Source organism: Shewanella aestuarii (assembly GCF_014647215.1).
Classification (GTDB): Bacteria; Pseudomonadota; Gammaproteobacteria; order Enterobacterales; family Shewanellaceae; genus Shewanella; species Shewanella aestuarii.
In genome coordinates this window covers 1-22,227 of sequence record NZ_BMOT01000013.1, presented here as the reverse complement: position 1 = coordinate 22,227, position 22,227 = coordinate 1, and the positions used below count along the sequence as shown (strand labels likewise).

Annotated in this window: 19 protein-coding genes; 8 read left to right on the top strand and 11 right to left on the bottom strand. The window is 41.5% G+C overall.

The features are described 5' to 3' along the window. Nucleotides 1-19: 19 nt before the first annotated feature. From IEY03_RS15485 to IEY03_RS15460, 6 genes are all read right to left on the bottom strand, one after another. The gene (locus IEY03_RS15485; protein WP_188843362.1) at nt 20-2,869 is read right to left on the bottom strand and encodes a formate dehydrogenase subunit alpha; all 2,850 of its coding nucleotides are present in this window, start codon (nt 2,867-2,869) and stop codon (nt 20-22) included. A gap of 18 nt (nt 2,870-2,887) precedes the next feature. Next, nucleotides 2,888-3,082 carry a formate dehydrogenase gene (locus IEY03_RS15480; protein WP_188843360.1) on the bottom strand — a complete coding sequence of 65 codons (195 nt, stop codon included), beginning with the start codon at nt 3,080-3,082 and terminating at the stop codon, nt 2,888-2,890. A gap of 75 nt (nt 3,083-3,157) precedes the next feature. Continuing rightward, nucleotides 3,158-3,823, bottom strand: coding sequence for a TorD/DmsD family molecular chaperone (locus IEY03_RS15475; protein ID WP_188843358.1), 666 nt, complete (start codon nt 3,821-3,823; stop codon nt 3,158-3,160). Between the two features lie 10 nt (nt 3,824-3,833). After that, nucleotides 3,834-5,516, bottom strand: a complete 1,683-nt coding sequence (locus IEY03_RS15470) for a 4Fe-4S binding protein (protein ID WP_188843356.1) — start codon at nt 5,514-5,516, stop codon at nt 3,834-3,836. Between the two features lie 99 nt (nt 5,517-5,615). Beyond that, complete coding sequence (locus tag IEY03_RS15465; protein ID WP_188843354.1) at nt 5,616-6,281, bottom strand: DUF3306 domain-containing protein; 666 nt, start codon at nt 6,279-6,281, stop codon at nt 5,616-5,618. Beyond that, on the bottom strand, nt 6,278-6,745 hold the full coding sequence (locus tag IEY03_RS15460; RefSeq protein WP_188843352.1) for a DUF3305 domain-containing protein: 468 nt from the start codon (nt 6,743-6,745) through the stop codon (nt 6,278-6,280). Before IEY03_RS15460 ends, IEY03_RS15465 begins: the two co-directional genes overlap by 4 nt. 389 nt (nt 6,746-7,134) lie before the next feature. Between IEY03_RS15460 and IEY03_RS15455 the strand changes: the two genes are divergently transcribed. Then, nucleotides 7,135-7,989: a formate dehydrogenase accessory sulfurtransferase FdhD gene (locus IEY03_RS15455; RefSeq protein ID WP_188843350.1), complete on the top strand. Its 855-nt coding sequence runs from the start codon at nt 7,135-7,137 to the stop codon at nt 7,987-7,989. A gap of 37 nt (nt 7,990-8,026) precedes the next feature. Here IEY03_RS15455 and rlmF read toward each other — a convergent pair whose 3' ends face one another. Both rlmF and IEY03_RS15445 read right to left on the bottom strand, forming a co-directional pair. Continuing rightward, nucleotides 8,027-9,001 (bottom strand): 23S rRNA (adenine(1618)-N(6))-methyltransferase RlmF, encoded by a 975-nt coding sequence (gene rlmF / locus IEY03_RS15450; RefSeq protein WP_229778362.1) that lies wholly within the window; start codon nt 8,999-9,001, stop codon nt 8,027-8,029. A gap of 47 nt (nt 9,002-9,048) precedes the next feature. Then, a complete protein-coding gene (locus tag IEY03_RS15445; RefSeq protein WP_188843346.1) occupies nt 9,049-9,447 on the bottom strand; it encodes a flagellar basal body-associated protein FliL in 399 nt (132 codons plus the stop codon). Between the two features lie 110 nt (nt 9,448-9,557). On the opposite strand from IEY03_RS15445, the gene IEY03_RS15440 reads away from it, so the two are divergent. After that, complete coding sequence (locus IEY03_RS15440) at nt 9,558-10,133, top strand: chorismate--pyruvate lyase family protein (protein WP_188843344.1); 576 nt, start codon at nt 9,558-9,560, stop codon at nt 10,131-10,133. A gap of 148 nt (nt 10,134-10,281) precedes the next feature. On the opposite strand, the gene IEY03_RS15435 is transcribed toward IEY03_RS15440, so the two are convergent. Next, nucleotides 10,282-10,878: a YhgN family NAAT transporter gene (locus tag IEY03_RS15435; RefSeq protein WP_188843342.1), complete on the bottom strand. Its 597-nt coding sequence runs from the start codon at nt 10,876-10,878 to the stop codon at nt 10,282-10,284. 259 nt (nt 10,879-11,137) lie between these two features. On the opposite strand from IEY03_RS15435, the gene IEY03_RS15430 reads away from it, so the two are divergent. The 3 genes from IEY03_RS15430 to hemN all read left to right on the top strand — a co-directional run bounded on the left by IEY03_RS15430 (nt 11,138) and on the right by hemN (nt 15,010). Continuing rightward, nucleotides 11,138-12,691, top strand: a complete 1,554-nt coding sequence (locus IEY03_RS15430) for a metal transporter (protein WP_188843468.1) — start codon at nt 11,138-11,140, stop codon at nt 12,689-12,691. A gap of 46 nt (nt 12,692-12,737) precedes the next feature. Then, nucleotides 12,738-13,505, top strand: coding sequence for an NRDE family protein (locus IEY03_RS15425; RefSeq protein ID WP_188843340.1), 768 nt, complete (start codon nt 12,738-12,740; stop codon nt 13,503-13,505). Nucleotides 13,506-13,633: 128 nt separating this feature from the next. Next, a complete protein-coding gene (gene hemN / locus IEY03_RS15420; RefSeq protein ID WP_188843338.1) occupies nt 13,634-15,010 on the top strand; it encodes an oxygen-independent coproporphyrinogen III oxidase in 1,377 nt (458 codons plus the stop codon). Between the two features lie 55 nt (nt 15,011-15,065). Here hemN and add read toward each other — a convergent pair whose 3' ends face one another. Continuing rightward, the gene (add, locus tag IEY03_RS15415) at nt 15,066-16,061 is read right to left on the bottom strand and encodes an adenosine deaminase (protein WP_188843336.1); all 996 of its coding nucleotides are present in this window, start codon (nt 16,059-16,061) and stop codon (nt 15,066-15,068) included. A gap of 216 nt (nt 16,062-16,277) precedes the next feature. On the opposite strand from add, the gene IEY03_RS15410 reads away from it, so the two are divergent. Together IEY03_RS15410 and IEY03_RS15405 are read left to right on the top strand one after the other, a co-directional pair. After that, nucleotides 16,278-18,113, top strand: coding sequence for a DUF885 domain-containing protein (locus tag IEY03_RS15410; RefSeq protein ID WP_188843334.1), 1,836 nt, complete (start codon nt 16,278-16,280; stop codon nt 18,111-18,113). 86 nt (nt 18,114-18,199) lie between these two features. Then, nucleotides 18,200-19,174: an alpha/beta fold hydrolase gene (locus IEY03_RS15405; RefSeq protein WP_188843331.1), complete on the top strand. Its 975-nt coding sequence runs from the start codon at nt 18,200-18,202 to the stop codon at nt 19,172-19,174. On the opposite strand, the gene IEY03_RS15400 is transcribed toward IEY03_RS15405, so the two are convergent. After that, nucleotides 19,149-21,635: a putative bifunctional diguanylate cyclase/phosphodiesterase gene (locus IEY03_RS15400; protein WP_229778357.1), complete on the bottom strand. Its 2,487-nt coding sequence runs from the start codon at nt 21,633-21,635 to the stop codon at nt 19,149-19,151. The two genes, IEY03_RS15405 and IEY03_RS15400, sit on opposite strands and share 26 nt — an antisense overlap. 337 nt (nt 21,636-21,972) lie before the next feature. Here IEY03_RS15400 and IEY03_RS15395 point away from each other — a divergent pair, with 337 nt between their 5' ends. Next, nucleotides 21,973-22,152: a hypothetical protein gene (locus IEY03_RS15395; protein WP_188843329.1), complete on the top strand. Its 180-nt coding sequence runs from the start codon at nt 21,973-21,975 to the stop codon at nt 22,150-22,152. Nucleotides 22,153-22,227: the final 75 nt, after the last annotated feature.

Below are 22,227 nucleotides of genomic sequence, written 5' to 3'. Positions count from 1 at the left end.
CTTATCTCCTCAAGTGTAATTAAGCTTTGCTGATCTGACACAAGCTAGACTTAGTCTCTTGCATCTGAGTCACAACGTCATAGCCATAGGTAAGAATCGTGTTTGCAGATTCACCAATCACATAAGGCACTGTGCCTTCTGGATAGTTTTTCTCCAAACTTTCACCCTCGAACACACCTGCGAAGTGATATGGCATGAAACATTCGCCAGCTATCACACGTGGTGTAACCATTGCTTTAACAGTAATTTTTGCACCTTCTGGGCCATGAACAAATACATCATCACCATCGCGTACACCGCGATCTGCTGCATCTGCTGGGTTCATTTCAATGAACATCTCTTGCTGTAACTCAGCAAGCCATGGGTTAGAACGCGTTTCTTCACCACCACCTTCGTACTCGACGAGACGACCAGAAGTCAGAGCTAATGGATAATCCTTAGCAAAGTCTTTGTCTTGAATCGTTTTATAAAGCGTTGGTAGACGTGCAACCATACGGTCATCATAAGTTGGGTATTTAGATACCAAATCACGACGAGGGGTATATAAGGGTTCACGATGTAGCGGGATATCATCAGGGAAGTTCCATACAATACAACGCGCTTTAGCGTTACCATAAGGAATACAACCATGCTTAATCGCCACACGTTGAATACCACCAGAAATGTCAGTTTTCCAGTTTTTACCTTCAGCGTGCTTTTTCTCTTCAGCGGTTAAGTCATCCCACCAGCCAAGCTGTTTAAGCATGTCAGCAGTAAACTCTGGGTAACCATCTTGAATTTCAGCACCTTTAGAGAATGAACCTTCAGCAAGAATATTATTGCCTTCATGTTCAACACCATAACGAGCACGGAAGTTACCACCACCGTCTTTGACTTCACGACCAGTGCGATACAAAATTTGCGTACCTGGATGCTTCTGCTCTGGAGTTCCCCAACAAGGCCAAGGTAAACCATAGGTTTCGCCTTTAGCTGGACCGCCTGGGGCTTCTAATGAGTCAACATCAAACGTGCCCCAGTTTTGTTGGTGCATTTTCAAACGTTCTGGGCTTTGGCCAGTATAACCAATGGTCCACATACCTTTGTTGAACTCACGGGTCATATCTTCAACGTTAGGCTCATCGTTGTTAACTGCAATGTGCTTACAAAGTTGATCGGCAACGCCCCATTTTTTAGCCAGTTTATACATGATCACGTGATCAGGTAATGACTCAAATAATGGCTCGATAACTTGATCACGCCACTGTAATGAACGGTTTGATGCAGATACTGAACCATAGGTCTCAAACTGAGTTGCCGCAGGTAATAAGTAAACGCCATCTTGACGTTGATGCATGACACCCGCCATCGTTGGGAATGGATCAACAACCACAACAGTATCCATCTTGTTCAACGCTTCACGCACTTCACGGCCACGGGTTTCAGTGTTTACTGACTGTCCCCAGAAAAACGCAAGACGAATATTGTCTTTTTGCGCAATTTTGGTTTTGTCTTCTAACACGCCATCGTGCCAACGTGAACATGGAATACCCGCTGATGTTTGTGGATCTTGGCCTAAGTAAGCCGTTTGATCAAAACGTTGTTTAATCCAGCTTGGTTCTAGGTCCCATACATTTGCCCAGTGATCCCAAGCGCCAGAGGTTAAGCCGTAGTAGCCTGGTAAGTTATCGAATAACAAACCAAAGTCAGTTGCGCCCTGTACGTTATCGTGACCACGGAAAATGTTTGTTCCGCCACCTTCAACACCCATGTTGCCAAGGGCTAATTGAAGAATACAATATGCACGAGTATTCGCGTTACCCACGTGATGCTGAGTACCACCCATACACCATACTATGGTGCCAGGCTTAGTTTCAGCCATCATTTTAGCGACGCGGTACATTTGTGCTTTTGGCACACCCACAACATGCTCAACTTCTTCAGGAGGGTACTTCTTCACTTCTTCTTTGATACGTTCCATGCCGTATACACGTTGCGAGATGAAGCTTTCATCTTCCCAGCCGTTTTCGAAGATGTGCCATAACAAACCATAAATAAATGGAATGTCAGTACCTGGACGAATATGGACATATTCATCTGATTTAGCCGCTGTACGGGTAAAACGTGGATCAACAACAATGATTTTTGCGCCGCGCTCTTTACCAATTAATATGTGCTGCATCGCAACAGGATGCGCTTCACATGGGTTGGAGCCGATAAACATCATGCATTTTGAGTTGCGGATATCATTGAACGAGTTAGTTTGCGCACCGTAACCCCAAGTGTTTGCAACACCGGCTACCGTGGTAGAGTGACAAATACGTGCAGAATGGTCGACGTTATTAGTGCCCCACATCGCTGCAAATTTGCGGTATAAATAAGCTTGCTCGTTCGAGAATTTCGCACTACCCATGAAATACACAGAATCAGGACCTGACTCTTCACGGATTTGTAATGCTTTGCTGCCGACTTCTTCGATAGCCTGTTCCCAAGATAAACGTTTCCACTTTCCGCCTTCCAGCTTCATTGGATACTTTAGACGTTTTTCACCATGGCCATGCTCACGTAATGCTGCACCTTTAGCACAGTGACCACCTTGGTTAAATGGATGGTCGAATGCAGGTTCTTGACCCGTCCACACCCCATTTTGAACTTCAGCATAAATACCACAGCCCACTGAACAGTGAGAACAAATGGTACGTTTAATTTCAGTTGGCGCGTTATGCGGTACATCTTTGGCTTCAGCTTTACGCATCATACCTGCACCTAACATTGACGCAGCTGCAATTCCACCGGTCGCCAAACTGGCAGACTTGAGGAACTGACGTCTGTTAAGACCTAGGCCTGGCTTTTCAGCTTTTGCGACCGTGTCAGATTTACGGGTTAATCGCATTTCACCCTCTCCTATTAGTTATTTGCTTAACGAAGCATAGTAGTTACGAATATGCTCTGTTTCACGATAGTTGTTACTTTCAGACGCTTGAGTTGCTTTTGGTGAGGCTGCTAATGCAGGGGCACTCACACTGGCAACCGCGCCTGCGGCGCTGCCTAATGCTAATGCTTTTAGCATTTGACGGCGTCCCATGTCGGAAGCTTGCTTCTTCATAGTTTCTCCTTGTTTAAATCACCCTAATCACTTAGAGCATGAATGGTTTAATACATGGCGTAATGCCATAAACCATTAGTTTACTTGCACGACCTCGTCTGTTACCGATTCAAGTTCTTCACTGCCTGGGCAGTTAACCGGTATATTCAAACTCAGTTGGTCAAATTCATTTACTTCTGCCTCAAAAAACGCTTTGGCTAATTGCGCCACTGGCAGATAGAACTTGGCGCTGGGTGTTTTCGCTAATGCTTCACAAAAGCGATTAATCCACGAGCCAATATGACGTTGATAAAATGCCAGCTGGCGATATCCAGGGGCTTCTAAAATTAAAATGCCCATGACTTCACACAATGCCGCCACATGATCTTCAGGCTCTTTGACATTGTCTTCACGCTCAAAACCCATTTGCATTAGGTCATTACGTAACAATGCTAAGGGTTTATCCATTAATGAGCCGGTCATAAACCAGCTACCGTAAGGAATAATTTCGCCACAACCTACACCTAAGAAAATGCTGAAATACTCGTCTTCAAGTGTAGCGACATCACTGGTTTTGGCCGCTGTTTTTAAAGCAATCCATGCTTGATTCATCGCATTGCCTTCATCGGCTTCTACATCTAAATCCGCTAAAAATTGTAATAACTCTTCGCTTGGATGACGACGTAGCAATGCGGCTAATAGTTGATAAATATCGGCTCTTAGTTGATCGTTTTCGCTGATTTCTCTTTCTATTTGGGTCATAGCGGATCTCTTATCGCAATTGCTTTTCTGGATCTTGAAGAATGTCTTCAAACATATCTTTTACGCGGCAATCACCGCACATTTTTAATCTTTCGATGTTGGCACTAAATGCACTGTGCGCACCGACCATTTCAACCATTTTATGCACCATTGATTGCGTCGCAAAAGCGCTACCGCAGCGAATACATTCAAATGGGGCTTCTTCTTTTAAGGTGGTAACCCCTTGGCGACTTTGTTGGTCAAAGTTAATTTGTGGCACTAAACTAATCACGTTTTCAGGGCACGAACTTTCACACAAACCACATTGCACACAATCTTGCTCAACAAAACGTAATGCTGGCGATTCACCACCGTCTTTTAATGCTTGGGTAGGACAGGTTGATACACACGACATACACAAGGTGCATTTATCGACATTTAACTTTACTTGCCCATAAGGCACATTCGGCAAAGTAAGTTGAGTTTGAATCGCACCCGCTTGGCTGTTTAAATGGTCAATGGCTTGATACAAAATGTCTCGCTTCGCATTGCTTGCTTCGGCATTCGTGTTCAGTGTCATTGGCACAATAACTGGCCAAGTTGTACTAATGGCTAAAGGTTGTTCAAGCGTAGCAAGGTCTGTGGCAGAAATAAGGCGTAAGCGCTGTGGCTGGCCCATTTCATCAAGAATACGATTTGCTAAGGTCAATTCACCTTGAAGCATTTGCGTCAAAGTAGGGGCTGTCGCATCGGTATTTAAGATCAACACTTCCCTTGCACCATGCGCTAAGGCCGCAAGCCAATGATCGATACTGGCAACGGTAATCTCTTCCATTGCGATGGGCAGCACGTCACCCGACAAAGTATCAGTGATAAGCTCACTGCCAAGAATGTTGTCATGGAATAAAATCACCGGTGCGACTTGCGCCTCGGCACGGTAACGGCTAATCAATTTTTCAAGATAGGAGTGCAAAGATTTTGGCGTGGGCAAATCATAGCTAATCGCCCCTGTTGGGCATAAATTAGTGCAACTGCCGGCGCCGTGACATAAATAAGGATCTATTTCGATTTTTTGTTCAATACTGCTGATTGCATCAGCCGGACAGAAGTTCAAACAGCGATTGCAGCCATTAATGCCATTGCGGTGGTGTGCACAAATATCACTGTTGACTTTGACATATCTAGGCTTATCAAACTCACCGACTAAATCAGGGATTTGCTCGATGGCATCGGCTAATTTGCTGGCATCTTGGCCGACATAGAAATAGCCTGCGGGAAGCATTTCAAGGTTAATGCAAGGCGCTGAACTTAAATCTAAAATGATATCGAAGTGAGCTTGACGAATGGCAACAACGCTTAGTTCTGCCACGCCACCCGCATCGGACTCAACACTGACTTGAAATTGGCCTAAAAAGCCTTTAATGCTTTTTAGCTTATTGTAAAAGCTATCTACACCTTGTGCTGCGTTCATCACCTTTTCAAGGTGTGCTTCATCCTGACTGGTAATGGACTCGTTAGCTAAAACAACTCGACTCGCCATCGTTGATAGACCATCTGCTGCCAAACGCGCTAAATCTTCTGGCCCAATAATTAACACATGACCTTGAGTGGTATAACTGACGGTTGGCGGGATCAAATTCTGCAGAATTTGGGTACTCGCCATCACTTGTTGTCGAGCATTTTTAAGCTCAGACTGAGATTGTCTCATACTCATTGCGTTCCTAAATTTTTATTATTAAGTGCGCTATTTGCCCACTAGCAATATCTTGCGATATTGATTCATTGCTATCCGCTAATCACTAACGACCAAAACTCAGCTCGCTTTTACCGCATCACCAGTAAAAGAATGGGATTGCAGCTCATCAGACTGCGCTTCCATAGAGGCTAATGCTTGGTTAGCATCGACATTTTCCAAATCGGTACTGCTTATCTGTTGATTTTCTGCGCTAACCCTTGCAGTTTCTGGCTCAGGGTCACTTGAATCATTCAGTGCATCAGACTGAGTGGTTTCAAGCGTTTCATCTTCAGGCGCTTCTTCTTTCTCAATAACGTGTTTAAATACTTTTTTTGCCAACTCTGCCGATACTTCAGCAGACAGCTTGGGTTGATTGGTATAATCAAGGGCATATTCGAGCAACCCATCAATGTGGCCGTATTGAGGTTGTTTCCAAAGGGCCCGTAACGCTGCAGCTTTTGCTGCTGGGTCGACATTTTTAGCCATAAAGCTAGCAAAACTACCACCGACTTCTATCGAGTCTGGATCTGGCAATTCATCAGCCTGCAGCACTGTATCGGTTGCGGCTTGCTCATCTTGCTGCACGCTGTGATTAACATCGGCTGTTTGGCTCGTTAATGGCGCGGTATCATCCGTTTGCATCTGGCCAATTTGGCTAGATTCAAGTTGTTCAACACCCTGTTGCTCAGCTTCTTTGGCAACATTTTCACGGCGCTGATTCCAACGACTTAATAAACCACTCATTGCATTTTTCCTGAGCGATTCGCGCTTGGGCCATCATTGGTGCGACGATTAACATGCTTACGACGGTGAGCACTGATCTCAACTTCACCATGGCGCGTTATAAAAGCTTCAATCCAGCAGGCAATTGCTTTTGGCATTAGCACATTGAACATTGGGGTGTCAGACTCTAAACACCCAGCACCCACATTTTGATCTGCTGAAATCATCGCAGGCACCCAAGTGCCATCAGATAGTTCATCGCACACGATATACAGCATGGCATTGTCCATATCGAGGTTGATACGGTAGCTACCACGTTGGTCACGATGCAGTTCTAATAAAATTAACCTTGCACCTTCTGGCATAGGCTCGGTAGCGGGAACCAATTGGTCCATTTCCCACGTTGTAGTTGTCCAGCGGCCTACTTGTTTTGTCACTTGTTTTAACGAGACATACATTGGCCAAACGCTTTCGGTATGTTGCATGCGGTACTTCACCTTCATTTCACTTAACAACTCAACACTTGAGGTAACAAGCGTGTCGAATCGTAAATACCCTACAGTTATCCTAGGTAGAGCAATATTAATGCCAACATTTTTTATAGGGATAAATTTGAGGGGGATCGCAAAAGCTTTAAAACATAGGGACAATTTGTCCAAAACTAATTTAACAGTAGGACATAAGTACACGTTTGAATAGCGTCGATAAACAAAACTTGCGCTAGATCACGCAATACCAAACATCTGCATGTCGGCAAGGTAAAAATTGATATTCTTGAAACGTAAAGGTGGTTATTACAGCTGTTCGTGTTTGACGTGTCATTATGGTTTTTAGCCATAATGCCATCCCACAACTCCAAAGGTTAATCTTGCTTATGACTCAATCGACTGTTCGCTTATCTACCCCAAAACCGACGGTGAAATTTGTTAAAACTCAAACTGAAGTACCTCTTACATTGCCTGTTATAGCCTATAACGAAGAGGGTGAAGCCTTAGATAAATTTGTTGCCTGTGAGCGCCCACTTACTGTCTATTTAAATTGGCAACCCATAGTGACGCTTATGACATTGGGGGCAAAACCTGAGTCACTTACTTTAGGGTATTTAAAAAACCAAGGCTTTATCAGCGATATTCACTTACTGGAGTCGGTTATTGTTGATTGGGACGTTAATTCAGCCGCGGTCATTACCAAAGAAAACATCGATGACTTAGCGGAAAAACTGTCTGAAAAAACCGTCACCTCGGGCTGCGGTCAAGGTACCGTTTATGGCAGTTTTTTGCAGGGTTTAGATGAAATTCATTTACCTACACCACAATTAAAACAATCAGTTATATATAGCTTATTAAAAAACATCAGTGCTTATAACGACACCTATAAAAATGCCGGTGCGGTGCACGGTTGTGGCATTTGTGTTGATGATCAAATTCTGGCATTTGTAGAAGATGTGGGCCGCCATAATGCGGTCGATACCTTAGCTGGCGATATGTGGATGGAACAACAAACAGGTGGCGATAAAATATTTTATACCACAGGACGGCTGACCTCTGAGATGATTATCAAGGTAGCAAAAATGGGTATTCCAGTATTATTATCCCGTAGTGGTGTCACTCAAATGGGCTTAGAATTGGCACAACAGTTAGGGATAACCCTTATCGCCCGGGCCAAAGGTCGTCACTTTCTAGTTTATAATGGTGTAGAAAATATCACCTATGATGCCAAGCAAAAATAGTGACACCTCAAGCAAAGATCTAATTATAAGAAAGCATTTAAGACCGAAACTTTGCCCATTGTTCTCGCAGTGTGGGGCTTAAAAAACTCCACGCTAAAATACGCGTTTGCTTACTTCCTTGTTGCATTTCAATGGTTTTAACCGTATCCGCGCCGCAGTGTTCTAACAATTTATAGCAAGGTTTAAGATTTTCAGATTTTGATATCAACGACGTAAACCAAAGTACTTGATGCTTAAACAAGCAACTCTCATTAATCATATTGGTTAAAAACTGCTTTTCCCCACCTTCACACCACAACTCGGCTTTTTGGCCGCCAAAATTGAGTGCCGAGCTTGCCTTAACGGGTTGAGCTTGCGAGTGTTTTTTGGCTCGATTGAGTGCTAAATTGGTCTGTTTTCTTTGGTTTCCCGCCATAGCCTCAGCTAAAGACTGATGAAATGGTGGATTACATAGGGTGATATCCACTCGATCATTTTTGCCAATCACACCCGTAAATATCGCATTGACATCGGTTTGCTGAACTAATTTAAGCTTTGCAGCCACTTGCGGATTTATCGAACAGATCTCGGCCACATTTGCAATGGACAGCGGGTCGATATCAGATGCGATAAATTGCCATCCATAACATTGAATACCCAACAATGGATAAATGCCATTGGCACCGGTTCCTATGTCTAATGCCTGAACTCGTGCGCCTTTGGGCACTTTCCCTTTCACCGCTAACAAATCGGCGATGTAATGCAGATAATCCACCCGCCCTGGAATGGGCGGGCACAAATACCCCTGAGGAATGTCCCAACCTTCAATTTGGTAATCGAGTTTAAGCAGCGCCGCATTGAGGGTTTTAACTGCCTCGGAACACGCAAAATCAATCGACACATTCCCGTAGGGATTAGGACGGACAAATTGGGACAATTTGGGTAATACACGTATTAACTCATCAAAATCATAACCATGGTTATGCACATTACGTGGATGAAGCGACTTGCTGACACGGGCTGTATTTGTCATAGATTGAGCAGGGCTTTTTTTACCCTGCTGAGATAATTTTGCCGGCATTAATCGTACAGGTATTTAGTAAACAGTAAGTTCACGACTAAGCCTCGGCCTGTCTCTTTTTCTAAAAGACGATTGACCATCTCGTAACATTCACGACGCACTTCTTCACGGCCAGATAATGATTTGATTTTATCTTCAGCTTGGTTACCTAAAATCTCAACGATTGCTGCGCGTAATAATGGATCATGGCGTTCGATATAAACCAGATCATTAGGATTTTTTACCATGAGTTCAACACTAATTCGCACAAAGCCTAACTTTTTACGATTTGAAATATAGTTAGTCACGATTTCAGGCTCAAAGCCGTAATAGGCATATTCCTCTGCCGCATCATCTGCACTCTGGGCATTAAATGCCACGAACAGCATTAAAAGGCATGCTGAAGCAAATTTTCTCATAGTGTGATGCTCTCCTGAATTCATTATTAAGATGATAAGCGCTTTTATGTATTTAACCTTATTGAGCATGGTAAACTCATTCGGTCTAGGTATATTGTAACGAGTTTTTGATGAATGTGACCAGTAATAGCTTTCCTTACGGTGAATCAATTCAATGGTTTTCCCCAGAAAAAGCCGCCACACTTCCTCATTCGCCGCTAAAAAGCTGGTTATTAGCTAACGGCAGTTTGACCGAGAAGTTAAAGAAACATTGTAAAAACTTTAGTGTAACGGTTTTAGGTGAACACTTATTATCACCATTGGTCGGCGAACTCCCTTCTCAAACCGAACCCGTTTGGGTTCGAGAAGTACTACTGAGTTTAGATGATATTCCATGGGTTTTCGCGAGAACATTAATTCCACAGGCATTACTAAATAATACTCATCACGACTTTATTCATTTGGGTAACAGGCCCTTAGGTGAATTATTATTTACCAGTGCGGATATTGTCCCGGGTAAAATTGAAGTAGCCGCCTTTGAAACCTGTGGCCGCTTAGCACAACTTGCCACCAGCTTATCTCAACCCGTCAATGATACTCTTTGGGGGCGTCGCCGCTATTTCCATGTTGGACGTTCCGAACTGATTGTTAGCGAAATATTTTTACCCATTGCCGCAGAAACGATAAAAAAATACCGCCTTGATTAAGGCGGTATTGATTACTGATTGTGTAGATTAATATGTATAAAACTACATAAAGGAACTATTTAGCCAAACATGATTTTAGCTTAACAATGTTATGAAATGTCATCATAGACGATGCTCTTGTTAAGCGAAGAAAACGGTGAAACTGTACTTATTGCGCCACTGAATTCATGTAATTTGAAATACCGTCTAAAAACATTTGTACAGAGATCATCACCAAAACCATGCCCATTAAACGCTCTACTGCGGTTAAGCCTTTTTCGCCTAATAAACGGGTGAACACTTTATAAAACATCAGAATAAAGGCGCTCAATCCCCAGGCTGATACCAGTGCAATTGTCCAATCTGTCATTCGACTGCTATCAGTATGAGCCAATAAAATTAAAGCGGCCAAAATTGAAGGGCCAGCCATTAATGGAATGGCCATGGGCACGATAAAAGGCTCTTCTCCTGCCGCTAACCCGACGACACCGCCAGGCTGTGGAAATATCATTTTTATCGCAATAAGAAATAGAATAATCCCACCAGCGATACTGACAGATTCAGAACGCAGATTTAAAAAGTTCAGTATTGCTTCACCTGCATATAAAAATAACAACATGATGGCTAAGGCAATGAGTAATTCACGAATAAGCACTCGACGACGCTTTTTGGGATCGATATGACGCAAAATAGACGCAAAAATAGGTAAATTGCCCAATGGGTCCATAATTAAAAACAACATCACAGCAGCAGAAAAAATATCCATAAGTTACAATCTATCTATTTAGCAATAACAATAACTCATATTGTATACCTAATCTGGTTCTTATGGTTGATAGGTCATACAGTATTATTTCTTACAATATGAATTAGTTTTTCTCACCTATTAAATACAGAGACGACTTTTTTCCCGATAGGGCAATAAAAGCTAATCAAATTTACACATCTTATGTTTGCACGCTAGCTACAAGGGTGTACAAAAATGCTATACTGCACCGTTTTTTGTCGATTTATGCTTGGAATCCATGCTCTATTTAGCCGCTAGCTGTATTGCCTTATTATTTGGTCCTTTATTTTACCGTTACTTCTCTTCGGGTAGCGGACTACAAAAAGGATTAGATGGTTTTATATTCGTCTCTTTAGGCGGGCTAGTGCTTATCCATATTTTACCAGAGCTACTTGAACACGGTGGCTTTGTGACTCTGCTGTTTGTCATATTAGGTCTTTGGGGGCCAACTGCAAGCGAGCGGATCTTTCATCGCTACTCAGAAATCACCCACAATATCACCCTTAGCTTAGGCATTATTGGTTTACTACTGCATACCATCACAGATGGTGGTGCAATGGTATTATCACAACAACAAGGAAATTCTCCTTTACTTGCCTTAGGGGTTATTTTGCATCGCTTACCCGTAGGTTTGGCCATTTGGTGGTTACTTAAACCACAAGTTGGCGCGCGTTGGGCAAGTATTGTTTTAGTTGCCATGATGGCCTTAACCTCAGTTGGATACTTTGCTGGTGAGCAACTATTGCTTCAACTGAGTATTGAAAACACTGTCTATTTACAAGCGTTTGTCACAGGTTCAATTTTGCATGTAGTACTGCATCAGCCTCATGGGGAACACACCACAGATAAACAAGGTAAGTACCAATATCAAGCAGGTATAGGCAGCTTATTAGGTTTAGGCTTGCTGGCCGTTTTATTATTGATGGATACGGGTAGTCAGGCCCATGAGCACCATGAACATTCCCATGGGGTGGAACAGTTTGTCAGCTGGTTGCTCACGATTTCACCAATATTATTGTTAAGTTATTTATTCGCCACACTTAGATTCAAATTAGGCTTACAACCTCAACATAAAAATTTAGCGGTAAGATGGTTACAGCGCCTTGCGGGCCCTGAAGCATTAATCATTACTTTAGCCTTGTTAGGCCCATGGTTTGCCCTGTACCAAATTATCGGCTTGGCGGTTATTGCTGGCTTACTGACATGGAATAAGATTTCATTAACCGACCCTCATTTACAATTACCTGAGTCTGCATGGCGTTTTGGTTTTGCCCATTTAGTCGATCGCAGCGCCCCCTGGATCCTCTTAAGCTTAATTTTGGCAAACTTAATTGGTCATCCTTCAGTTCCTTTAGAAAACCCAGCATTACAGGTATTAATCCTGTTACTGGTATTTATTCCTATGCGTTTTTGTAATTTAGGTGCGGTTATTTTAGCCTTAGCCCTGTTTTACAGTGGCTGGAACCAAGTTGCCGTCGCCTTTAGTTTATTAGCCGCTCCCGTGATAAATATCGCCCAGTTAAAGTTAATGACATGGAAACAAGGCTTAATGTTGGGTGGGGTATTGGTGAGCGCCTTTATTGTGGCGGACTTAGTACCTCTAACCTCTGATTATGTTCTGCGATTGCCTGAATCGATTAATATTTTAGGGTTAGCCATTATCAGCTTGCTGTTCGGTGCCAGTTTATTGCGTTTAGGACCTAGGAAGTTTTTAAGCCGCATGGTAACCAATCTTAAGTCTGAACATCATGATCACAAACAAAGCCATGGACATTCGCACCACCATCATTAATGATTAAACCATTACCCTAGGTTTAACAAAATGATTGGACTCGTTTATGTGCATTTTATTTTTTGCGATTGAAAGCCATCCTCGCTATCCCTTAATCATTTGTGCCAATCGTGATGAATTTCATCACAGAGCGACTCAAGGCGCACACTTTTGGCCACCTGAAAACCAGATACTCGCAGGCAAAGATTTACAGGCTGGCGGAACATGGCTTGGGGTCAATCGAAAGGGGCAATTTGCGGGTATAACCAATTTACGAACTCAAGAAACCCAAGATGGGGTCCGCTCAAGGGGGGAGTTAGTGATCAACGCTTTAGCGAATCCCGCCTCACCGATGCTCACCTCACAATGGCTGCAAACTCACCGCACTAATTACAATTCCTTTAATTTGATTTTTGAAGCTAACAACATACTACATTGCTTCAATAGTCGAAGCGCCGAAACCAAAATCTTAAGCTCAGGTTTTCATGCTGTATGTAATGGCGATATGGATGATGTATGGCCAAAGATGGCTAGAGGACAACAAGCATTACAGTCATATATAACCCAAAATGATGCTATTAATATTGATGAATTACAAAAGTTTATGTGTGATACCACCCAGCCTGAAGACAGCCTACTACCCAATACCGGAGTAGAATTAGAATGGGAGCGACATTTATCATCAATTTTTATCCAGCACCCTCAATACGGAACACGTTCAACCACTATCATATTAAAAGATACGTTAGGCCGAATTGATTTCTATGAAACCCGCTTCGATGGCAAAGGCCGTAATCTTGGTCGACAGCACTTCCAAATAGAATCAAGCAAATAAGTGCAAGAAAACTCATTATTGCAATGCGGGTCACGTTCAAATATCAAATTTACAACCTAGATCAAGGTTATTTCATGCTTTAGCCTGCATAATTCGTCTATTGCTAATTTACCATCGGAGTACACGTCTTGGAGCAGCGCACACAAATTGGTTGGGATCAATCAATGATCGAAAAATATAACTATAGCGGCCCACGTTATACGTCTTATCCGACAGCATTAGAATTTGATGACAGCTTTACCGAGCAAAATTTGTTATCTGCCATCGAAGGCAGCAAAAGTGACCGGCTCTCTTTGTATGTACACATCCCATTTTGTGCAAAGCTCTGTTATTACTGTGGTTGTAATAAAGTCATTACCCGTCACTCTCACAAAGCGGATCAATATATTGAATATTTAGCCGCAGAAATTATCAAACGCGCACCGTTATTCAAGCATTACACCGTGACTCAAATGCACTGGGGTGGAGGCACACCAACCTTCTTAAAACCTGAGCAAATTTTGCATCTCACAGCATTAATTAAAGAACACTTTACCTTTGCTGAAGAAGGTGAATATTCAATTGAAGTCGATCCACGTGAAATTGAACTCAGTATGCTTGATACCTTAAAAGAAGCTGGGTTTAATCGTGTTTCGATTGGTGTACAAGATTTCAACAAAGACGTTCAAGTTGCGGTAAACCGTGAACAAGACGAACAGTTTATTTTCGACTTTATCGCTAGAGCAAAAGCGCTGGGATTTGTGTCTACTAACGTTGACTTAATATACGGGTTACCTTTACAAACTCCTGAAACGTTTGCACAAACTATCGCTCGTATTATTGAACTTTCTCCGGATCGTTTATCCGTCTTTAACTATGCGCACTTGCCCTCTCGTTTTGCCGCGCAGCGTAAAATTAAAGATGCAGATATGCCATCACCACAGCAGAAGCTGGATATGTTGCACCAAACGATTGAATCATTAACTGGTGCAGGATATCAATTTATTGGGATGGATCATTTTGCTAAACCTGATGATGAACTGGCAAAACTACAAAATGCGGGTAAATTACACCGTAACTTCCAGGGCTACACCACACAAGAAGAGTGTGACTTGCTCGGGTTAGGCGTATCTTCAATCAGCCAAATTGGCGATTGTTATGCTCAGAACCAAAAAGACATTCGCCCTTACTATGAAGCGATTGATCAACAAGGTCATGCTTTATGGAAAGGCTGCAGCTTGAATCGTGATGATGAAATTCGTCGTGTGGTGATCAAACAAATCATCTGTCATTTTGATCTTGATATGGCCAAGATTGAACAGAAGTTTGATATTGTGTTTGAAGATTATTTTGCAGAAGACTTAAAGCTACTGCAAACTTTCTTAGACGATAAACTAGTCGATATAACAGATCGCCGCTTAACCGTCAGCCCAACTGGCCATTTGTTAATTCGCAACATTTGTATGTGCTTCGATGTCTATTACCGCCAAAAAGCACGTCAGCAGCAATTCTCTCGCGTGATTTAATCAACACGCAATAAAAAAGCCAGCTTATGCTGGCTTTTTTATTGGCATAAAAGCATTAAGCTTTCGATGCATATAATGCTTTGCGCTCACTATCAGACAAAAATGCCATTTCAACACCATTGCGTTGAACTTGTGACAATTGCTGATCCGTCAAACCCATTTCAGATTTCGCAACACGATATTCATGATTGATATCTATGTTACTGACTCCTGGGTCATCGGTATTCAAACCAATTAACACTCCCGAGTTAAAGAACTGCATAAAGGGATGAGAATCATAATCAGCGATGGTTGAAGTATGTAAGTTACTGGTTGGGCAAGACTCAATACCAATACGATGCTTAGCCAGATATTCCATCAACTTAGGATCTCGGATAGCATTAACACCATGGCCAATACGTGTTGCACCTAATGTTTCTATCGCTTGCCACATGCTTTCAGGACCAGCGGCTTCACCTGCATGGGCAGTGATTTGTAAACCCGAGTCACGAACACGTTTAAAATGATCTGTGAATAAATCGCCAGGGAATCCTAGTTCATCACCAGCTAAGTCAATCGCCACAATTTTGTCTTTATGGGCCAATAAGCCTTCAAGTTCTAAACGGCATTTTTCTTGACCAAATGAGCGCGACATAATACCAATCAGATTGATTTTAATATCATGCTCTTTCGTGCCCGCTGCCACACCATCAATCACAGCTTCGACAACTGCTTCAATCGGAAGTTTATGGTTCATCGCCATATAATATGGGCTAAAACGTAATTCGGCGTAATCTAAGCCAGACACTTTAGCATCAACCACGTTTTCATATGCGACACGCTTAACTGCATCCAAATCAGCTAAAACAGCCACCATCCAATCAAGCTTCTTTAAAAAAGCGACTAAGCTATTTTCTTTACCCTGAATTTGTACAAAAGGCGCCAAGGTTTCTAAGGAATCGGCAGGTAATGCAATACCATGTTGCAAACCTAACTCCCAAATTGTTTGGACGCGAACATTGCCATCCAAATGGCGATGTAAATCAACCAATGGAATAGATTTATTGATCATATATAACCCCTATAGTCTCATCCTGCCACATTTTGTTTTTAACTTGGTCAGGTATGATTAAAGTAAGTTTAACATGAATTTGATTAACTGCTGATGATTAAGCGCACAGTTATAGAAGCATTAAATACTTACATATTCCCATGCCGTTGATGCGATGTTTTCAAGATTAAAATCAGGCATACTGACCACAACACAATATTAAGACAAGGAATGACTATGCGTTTGCTTATTTTACCTTCATTAATCGCCCTGAGTTTAAGTGGTTGTAGCCTGAATACCACAGTTGGCGAAGCCTATAAATATTCTAACAATAATAGCAAATCCACGTCAGCACCTATGTCAACAATGGCAACCAAACCGCAGGCGGCTCAAGTCATCGACCAAGATTTGCAAACTATCATTGATAAAAGTTGGGCGCTGACACTTGCCTACTCACCGGAGCTTGCCGCAAGCCTTGGCGATAGCAGTGCCGCAGGAAAATTAACAGACTTATCTCCCGAAACACTGGCTGAGCAAAATAGACAAACACTGCAATTGCTCGACTCACTTAAACAGCTAGATCGCTCTCAGTTAAGTAAAGACGATGTTATCAATGCCAAAATTTTGCAAGACCAACTGCAAAACCAAGTTGATATGTATCGATATAAAGAGCATTACATTCCTATTTCGGCAGAAAGTGGTTTTCATGCTTACATAGCAAGCATAGCCAAGGCACCATTTAATACCGAAACTGATTACCAACACTATATTGCCCAACTTTCAGCCCTACCGACATACTTTGCCCAGCAAACTTTTTGGTTGCAACAAGGCTTAGCTAGCGGCATCACCCCAGCAAAAGTGACATTAACCGGTTTTGAAGACAGCATCAGTGCCTTTATCGTTCCCACTGAACAAAGTAGCTATTTCAAACCCTTTACCGAATATCCCGCCCACTTTACAGAGTCACAAAAGCAACAACTAACTGCACAAGGCAAACGTTTAGTCGAAAAGACCGTGCTCCCCTTGTATCAAGGGTTTTACGCTTTCATGACTCAAAGTTATATCCCTAATGCTCGACAGCAAATTGCTGCGTCGGCATTACCGGATGGGCCTGATTTCTATCAAAACAGAGTAGAGTATTACACTACCTTGCCAATGAGCGCTGAGGAAGTCCATCAGCTCGGCTTAAAAGAAGTGGCTAGAATAAAGCTGGAAATGGAGCAAGTGATTGCGGATGTAAACTTTAAAGGTACCTTTGCAGAGTTTTTACACTTCCTTCGAACAGATCCACAGTTTTATCCTAAATCCGCAGTAGAATTGCTTAAAGAAGCCGCTTACATCGCTAAAAAAGCCGATGCTATGCTACCTAAGTATTTTGGCAAGCTTCCCAGAACACCATATGGAATTGAGCCTGTTCCAGCCGAAATCGCCCCTAAATACACCACAGGTAGATATTCAGGTTCTAACCGCGACGATCAACCAGGCTATTACTGGGTAAACACTTATGCGTTAGATAAACGTCCATTATATGAGATGGAAGCACTGACATTACACGAAGCTGTACCTGGGCATCACCTACAGATTTCATTAAATAAAGAACTAACGGACTTGCCCAACTTTAGGCGTTATAGCTATATCTCTGCATTTGGTGAAGGCTGGGGGCTATATTCTGAATACTTAGGACTGGAAGCCGGTTTCTATCAAGACCCATACAGTAATTTTGGTCGATTGACCTATGAAATGTGGCGTGCGGCTAGATTAGTTGTCGATACGGGTATGCACGCAAAAGGATGGACTCGCCAGCAAGCTATTGATTTTATGGCACGCAATACCGCGTTATCTATGCATAACGTTAATACCGAAATTGACCGTTATATTTCATGGCCTGGACAAGCACTATCCTACAAAGTGGGTGAATTAACCATTAAACGTTTACGTGCAAAAGCTGAAAATGCTTTAGGTGACAAATTCAATATTAGAGAGTTTCACGATGCAATCCTAGAGAATGGCTCAGTGCCTATGCCTATTTTAGAACAAATGATAGATGCCTATATTGCTAAGCAATTAAGCTAATCTTTAGTATTTCCCCCGCTGTTCTAGCGGGGTAAATAATGTATGATGAAATCAACTTCACTTCCATGAATTAAACTTACGACAGTATGATTTATAAAAAATTTTCTTCAGAGAAGAAGCTCAATACTCCGGAACAACAACGTTTTTGGCAAAATGTGCATCAAAGCGAATTTGAGTCCAGTGATGGCGTTAAAATCGCATTTTGTCAGGTGTTACAAGCCGAGGCTAAACAAGCAGTAGTTATAAGCAATGGTCGAGTTGAATCATACTTAAAATACCAAGAACTCATTTTCGATTTGTATCAGCAGGGTTATAGCGTATTTGCGTTAGACCATAGAGGTCAAGGCCTATCCGATCGGATAACTGATAATCCACATCAAGGATACGTTGGAAAATTTGCAGATTATGTTGACGATTTCTCATACTTTATTGAAAACATAGTCCTACCGACTAAGCACCTGTCATTGTCTATTTTGGCCCACTCCATGGGTGGAGCCATTGCAACTCATTATCTTGATAAACACCCTAATATTTTTGATAGCGCCGTATTATCAGCACCGATGTTTGGTATTGCATTGCCAGTCAACAAAAAAATAATCCTTTGGTTAGCCAATCGGTTAAACAAAACCCGCGAATCGAAACAACAAGGCAAAGTAATAAGTAACTATGTATTAGGCGGTACTGATTATCAGCCAGACCCTTTTATCAGTAACCACTTAACTCACAGCAAACATCGATATGAACATTATCGTGAATTATATAAAAAGCATCCTGAAATACAGCTAGGCTCGCCCACAAATCACTGGTTAATCGAAGCGGTTCATGCCGCAGAGCAAAGCATAGAGTATGCTAAACAATCACAAACGCCCATTCTGATTTTACAAGCCAGTGAAGATTCAGTAGTCACTAATCAGACACAAGATTTAGCATTAAGTAATTTATGTCACAAAGTAGTGATAGAAGGTGCTTTCCATGAAGTATTTATTGAGGGTGATAATCTAAGAAATGCCGCCCTTACGTATGCAATTAATTTTATTAAATTACACTCAAAGTCAGCTTAGATTGAAGTAATTGTATGAGATCATCCTCATTCAAAGGACGACTAAAAAGATAGCCTTGGAAGCCATCGCATTTAGCATGGATTAAGTTATTTAACTGACTTTTCGTTTCCACTTGTTTGGCTATTACATCAAAATCAAGTCGAGATGCTAGCTCTACCAAAGCACAAAGCATAGTTTGTGTTGTGCTACTATTGAGATCCTCTTCAACATAACAAGCAGCAAGCTTAACCTGTGATAAACGAATCCCCTTTAATTGATGTAAAGCACATAGTCCTGAGCCAAAGTTATCTAAAGCAACATTAATATGGCTTGATTGTAACTCTGCAATTTTAGTTGTCACCCACTCCCGATTAATCGAGAAAACATCTTCATTCAATTCAAATTGAATTTTAGCCGAATTCACTTTGCTGCTATGAACTCGATTTAAAACAACACCAGTAAAGTGATCCTGATGGAAATGTCTTGAAGATATATTTTGTGAAAATATTGGCGCCGAAATGCCTTGTACTTGCAGCTTTTTCAATAATGCACAGACATTTTCTAATATCCACAACTCCATTTCAAAAATGAAGTCAGATAACTCAGCTGCTTCGATAAATTTTCGTGGGCTGATAAAACCGTGCTGTGAATGATACCAACGAGGCAAAACCTCTACACTGGTTATATGCCCATCGCCATCAACGACAGGTTGATAAACCAAGCTAAGATGCCCTTGTGCTAAAGCAAGATGTAATTCATGGCTAAGTTTAAAAGGTTGTACCTGATTTTCATCACGTTGCGGATGGTAGATAAAACAACCACTTGATTTCGGCTCTTTTGCATGTTCCAGCGCATTATCGGCCCTCGCTAATAGAGTTTGCGGTTCAAGTGATTCACTACCATCACAGACAACAACACCAACACGTGCAGAGATTGATAAGTTTTGATCGGCAATAGAAAACGGCCGTCCTATTAACTGTCTAACTTCACTTGCTAGTGCCAAGGCACGTTTATTAGCGTGTTCAACATCATTACCAAAGCTTTTTGCTAACAAAATAAACTCATCAGAGCCCAAACGTGCGACAAATCCTGCAGAAGAGAATGTACCTGATAAACGAGCGGCTATTTTAACCAATAATCGATCACCTAACTCTTGTCCTAACGCCTCATTAAATACTTTAAAATTATCAAGATTAATCAATAATATTGCTGAAAACTGCCCGACTTTTCGACTATATACCTGTAAGTCATAAAGTGAGTCGGCAAGTGTTTCACGATTGATGAAATCAGTTAACGCAGTTTGATTTGCAGGATCTTTATCTATTTCAACTGTCTGGTTTTTAATCTCACTCGAAACATCAGTAATAGTACCAATAATACGAATCGGCTTGCCCTGTGGAGACCATTCAACAATCCGCCCTCGGTCAAGTACCCAAACATATTTGCCATCTTTATGTCGCAGGCGGTGAACACTCTCATACTCATTAGAGTGTCCATCAATATACTTTTGCAAAGTATTCAAAACATCAGCTTTTTCTTCTCGATGTAACCTGGATTCCCACACTGAATAATCATTATCAAGCTCGTAAGCTTGATAACCAATCATCTCCTTCCAACGATCAGAAACATAGACATCCCCAGTAGTTAAATTCCAATCCCAAATACCATTACGAGTACTCTCGACCGAAAAAAGCCAGCGCTGTTCAGCATCATTTAAGCGTTTTTGATTACGTTTGAGTTTGCCACTGACCTGTACAAGGTAATCCTTCAGCGTAGTGACTTCTGTGGAATAGCTGGGAATATTATTTGTAAAAGACGCTGAATCAATATTTTTAGCAGCAAAACTTAACCGAGATAAAGGATAAATCCATACCCAATAGAGTAAAAAACAAAATGCGACCAACACTAAACTTCCTATGCCCCAAATATGAATCGTCCTCGCAAAAAGCGCATCGGATGCATCCGATATCAGATCAGAAATATTATATTCGACATAAATTAACTCTACCGATTGCGCATAGCTAAAACGATTATTATCCGTAACAGGGTAATAGGCTTGAATAGATAGCCTGTCAAAATTGACCTCAAGATGAGGTTTATTTGAATGTATGACACTTTGATGGATACTGTGGGAATAACCTTCAAGTACATTGCTTGCATCGCTATCACGCCAGATCATGTGATTAGCAAAATGGATGGTGCTACTGGGATCTAAAATAACGTAAACCATCATGTTCAGATCAGTAGAGGTTAAAGCGACTTCCTGTTCAATCCGTGCGAAGTCCTGATTTTGGATTGAAGACTCAACAACATGGCGCATTCTAAATAAATCTTTCTTCAACTGCTCTGTTGCATTTTGGGCAAGCTGCTGTTTTAGATCCGTAGACTCGTAAAAATACCCTCCAAATACCATTGCTAGGTGTATAGACAAAATACAAAATGGAATGATAAAAACCAGCGACCAATTACGAAAGGTAAACAAGGCTAATCCAAACTAATAAACGTTCCTTATGCTAGCGGTAAAGTTATTAACAAGTAAAGGAATAGTTGCTTATACAAAGGTAAAGACGAAACAGAAAGTGAATGTTTTTAAACAAGTTATTTCTAATATTATTTATAGAATAACCAGTAGGTGACAAATGAATACAGCGCAATCGAGCCCGTATTACCAGGTAAAGAAGCATTTTAAAATATCATATTTACGACCAAACAAAGAAAATACACCAACAAAAGGGATTAAGTTTGATTAATTTAGGCATAAATGCAGTCTGACCTCAATTCGAGTTAAGAGATGAATACATGAAATTTGAAGAGATAATATGCAATCATTTAGTGTCAAACTTGAATGCAGCTCTGGTATCAAGGTTAACTTAAGCTTCAATAGTCAGCCTATTGCCAGTTTATTAAACACAGTCTGCAGTGTAGAGGGTAATTTGCTTGCTATTTATTATCCTTATCAGGGATTATCTATTCAGAATGTTTTAAACATTAGCCAATAATCATTTAAAAAAAAGAGAACATAAGCAGGTAAATGCAGAGAGCATTAATCAAAGTAGATATGGGCGCAAAAGGTA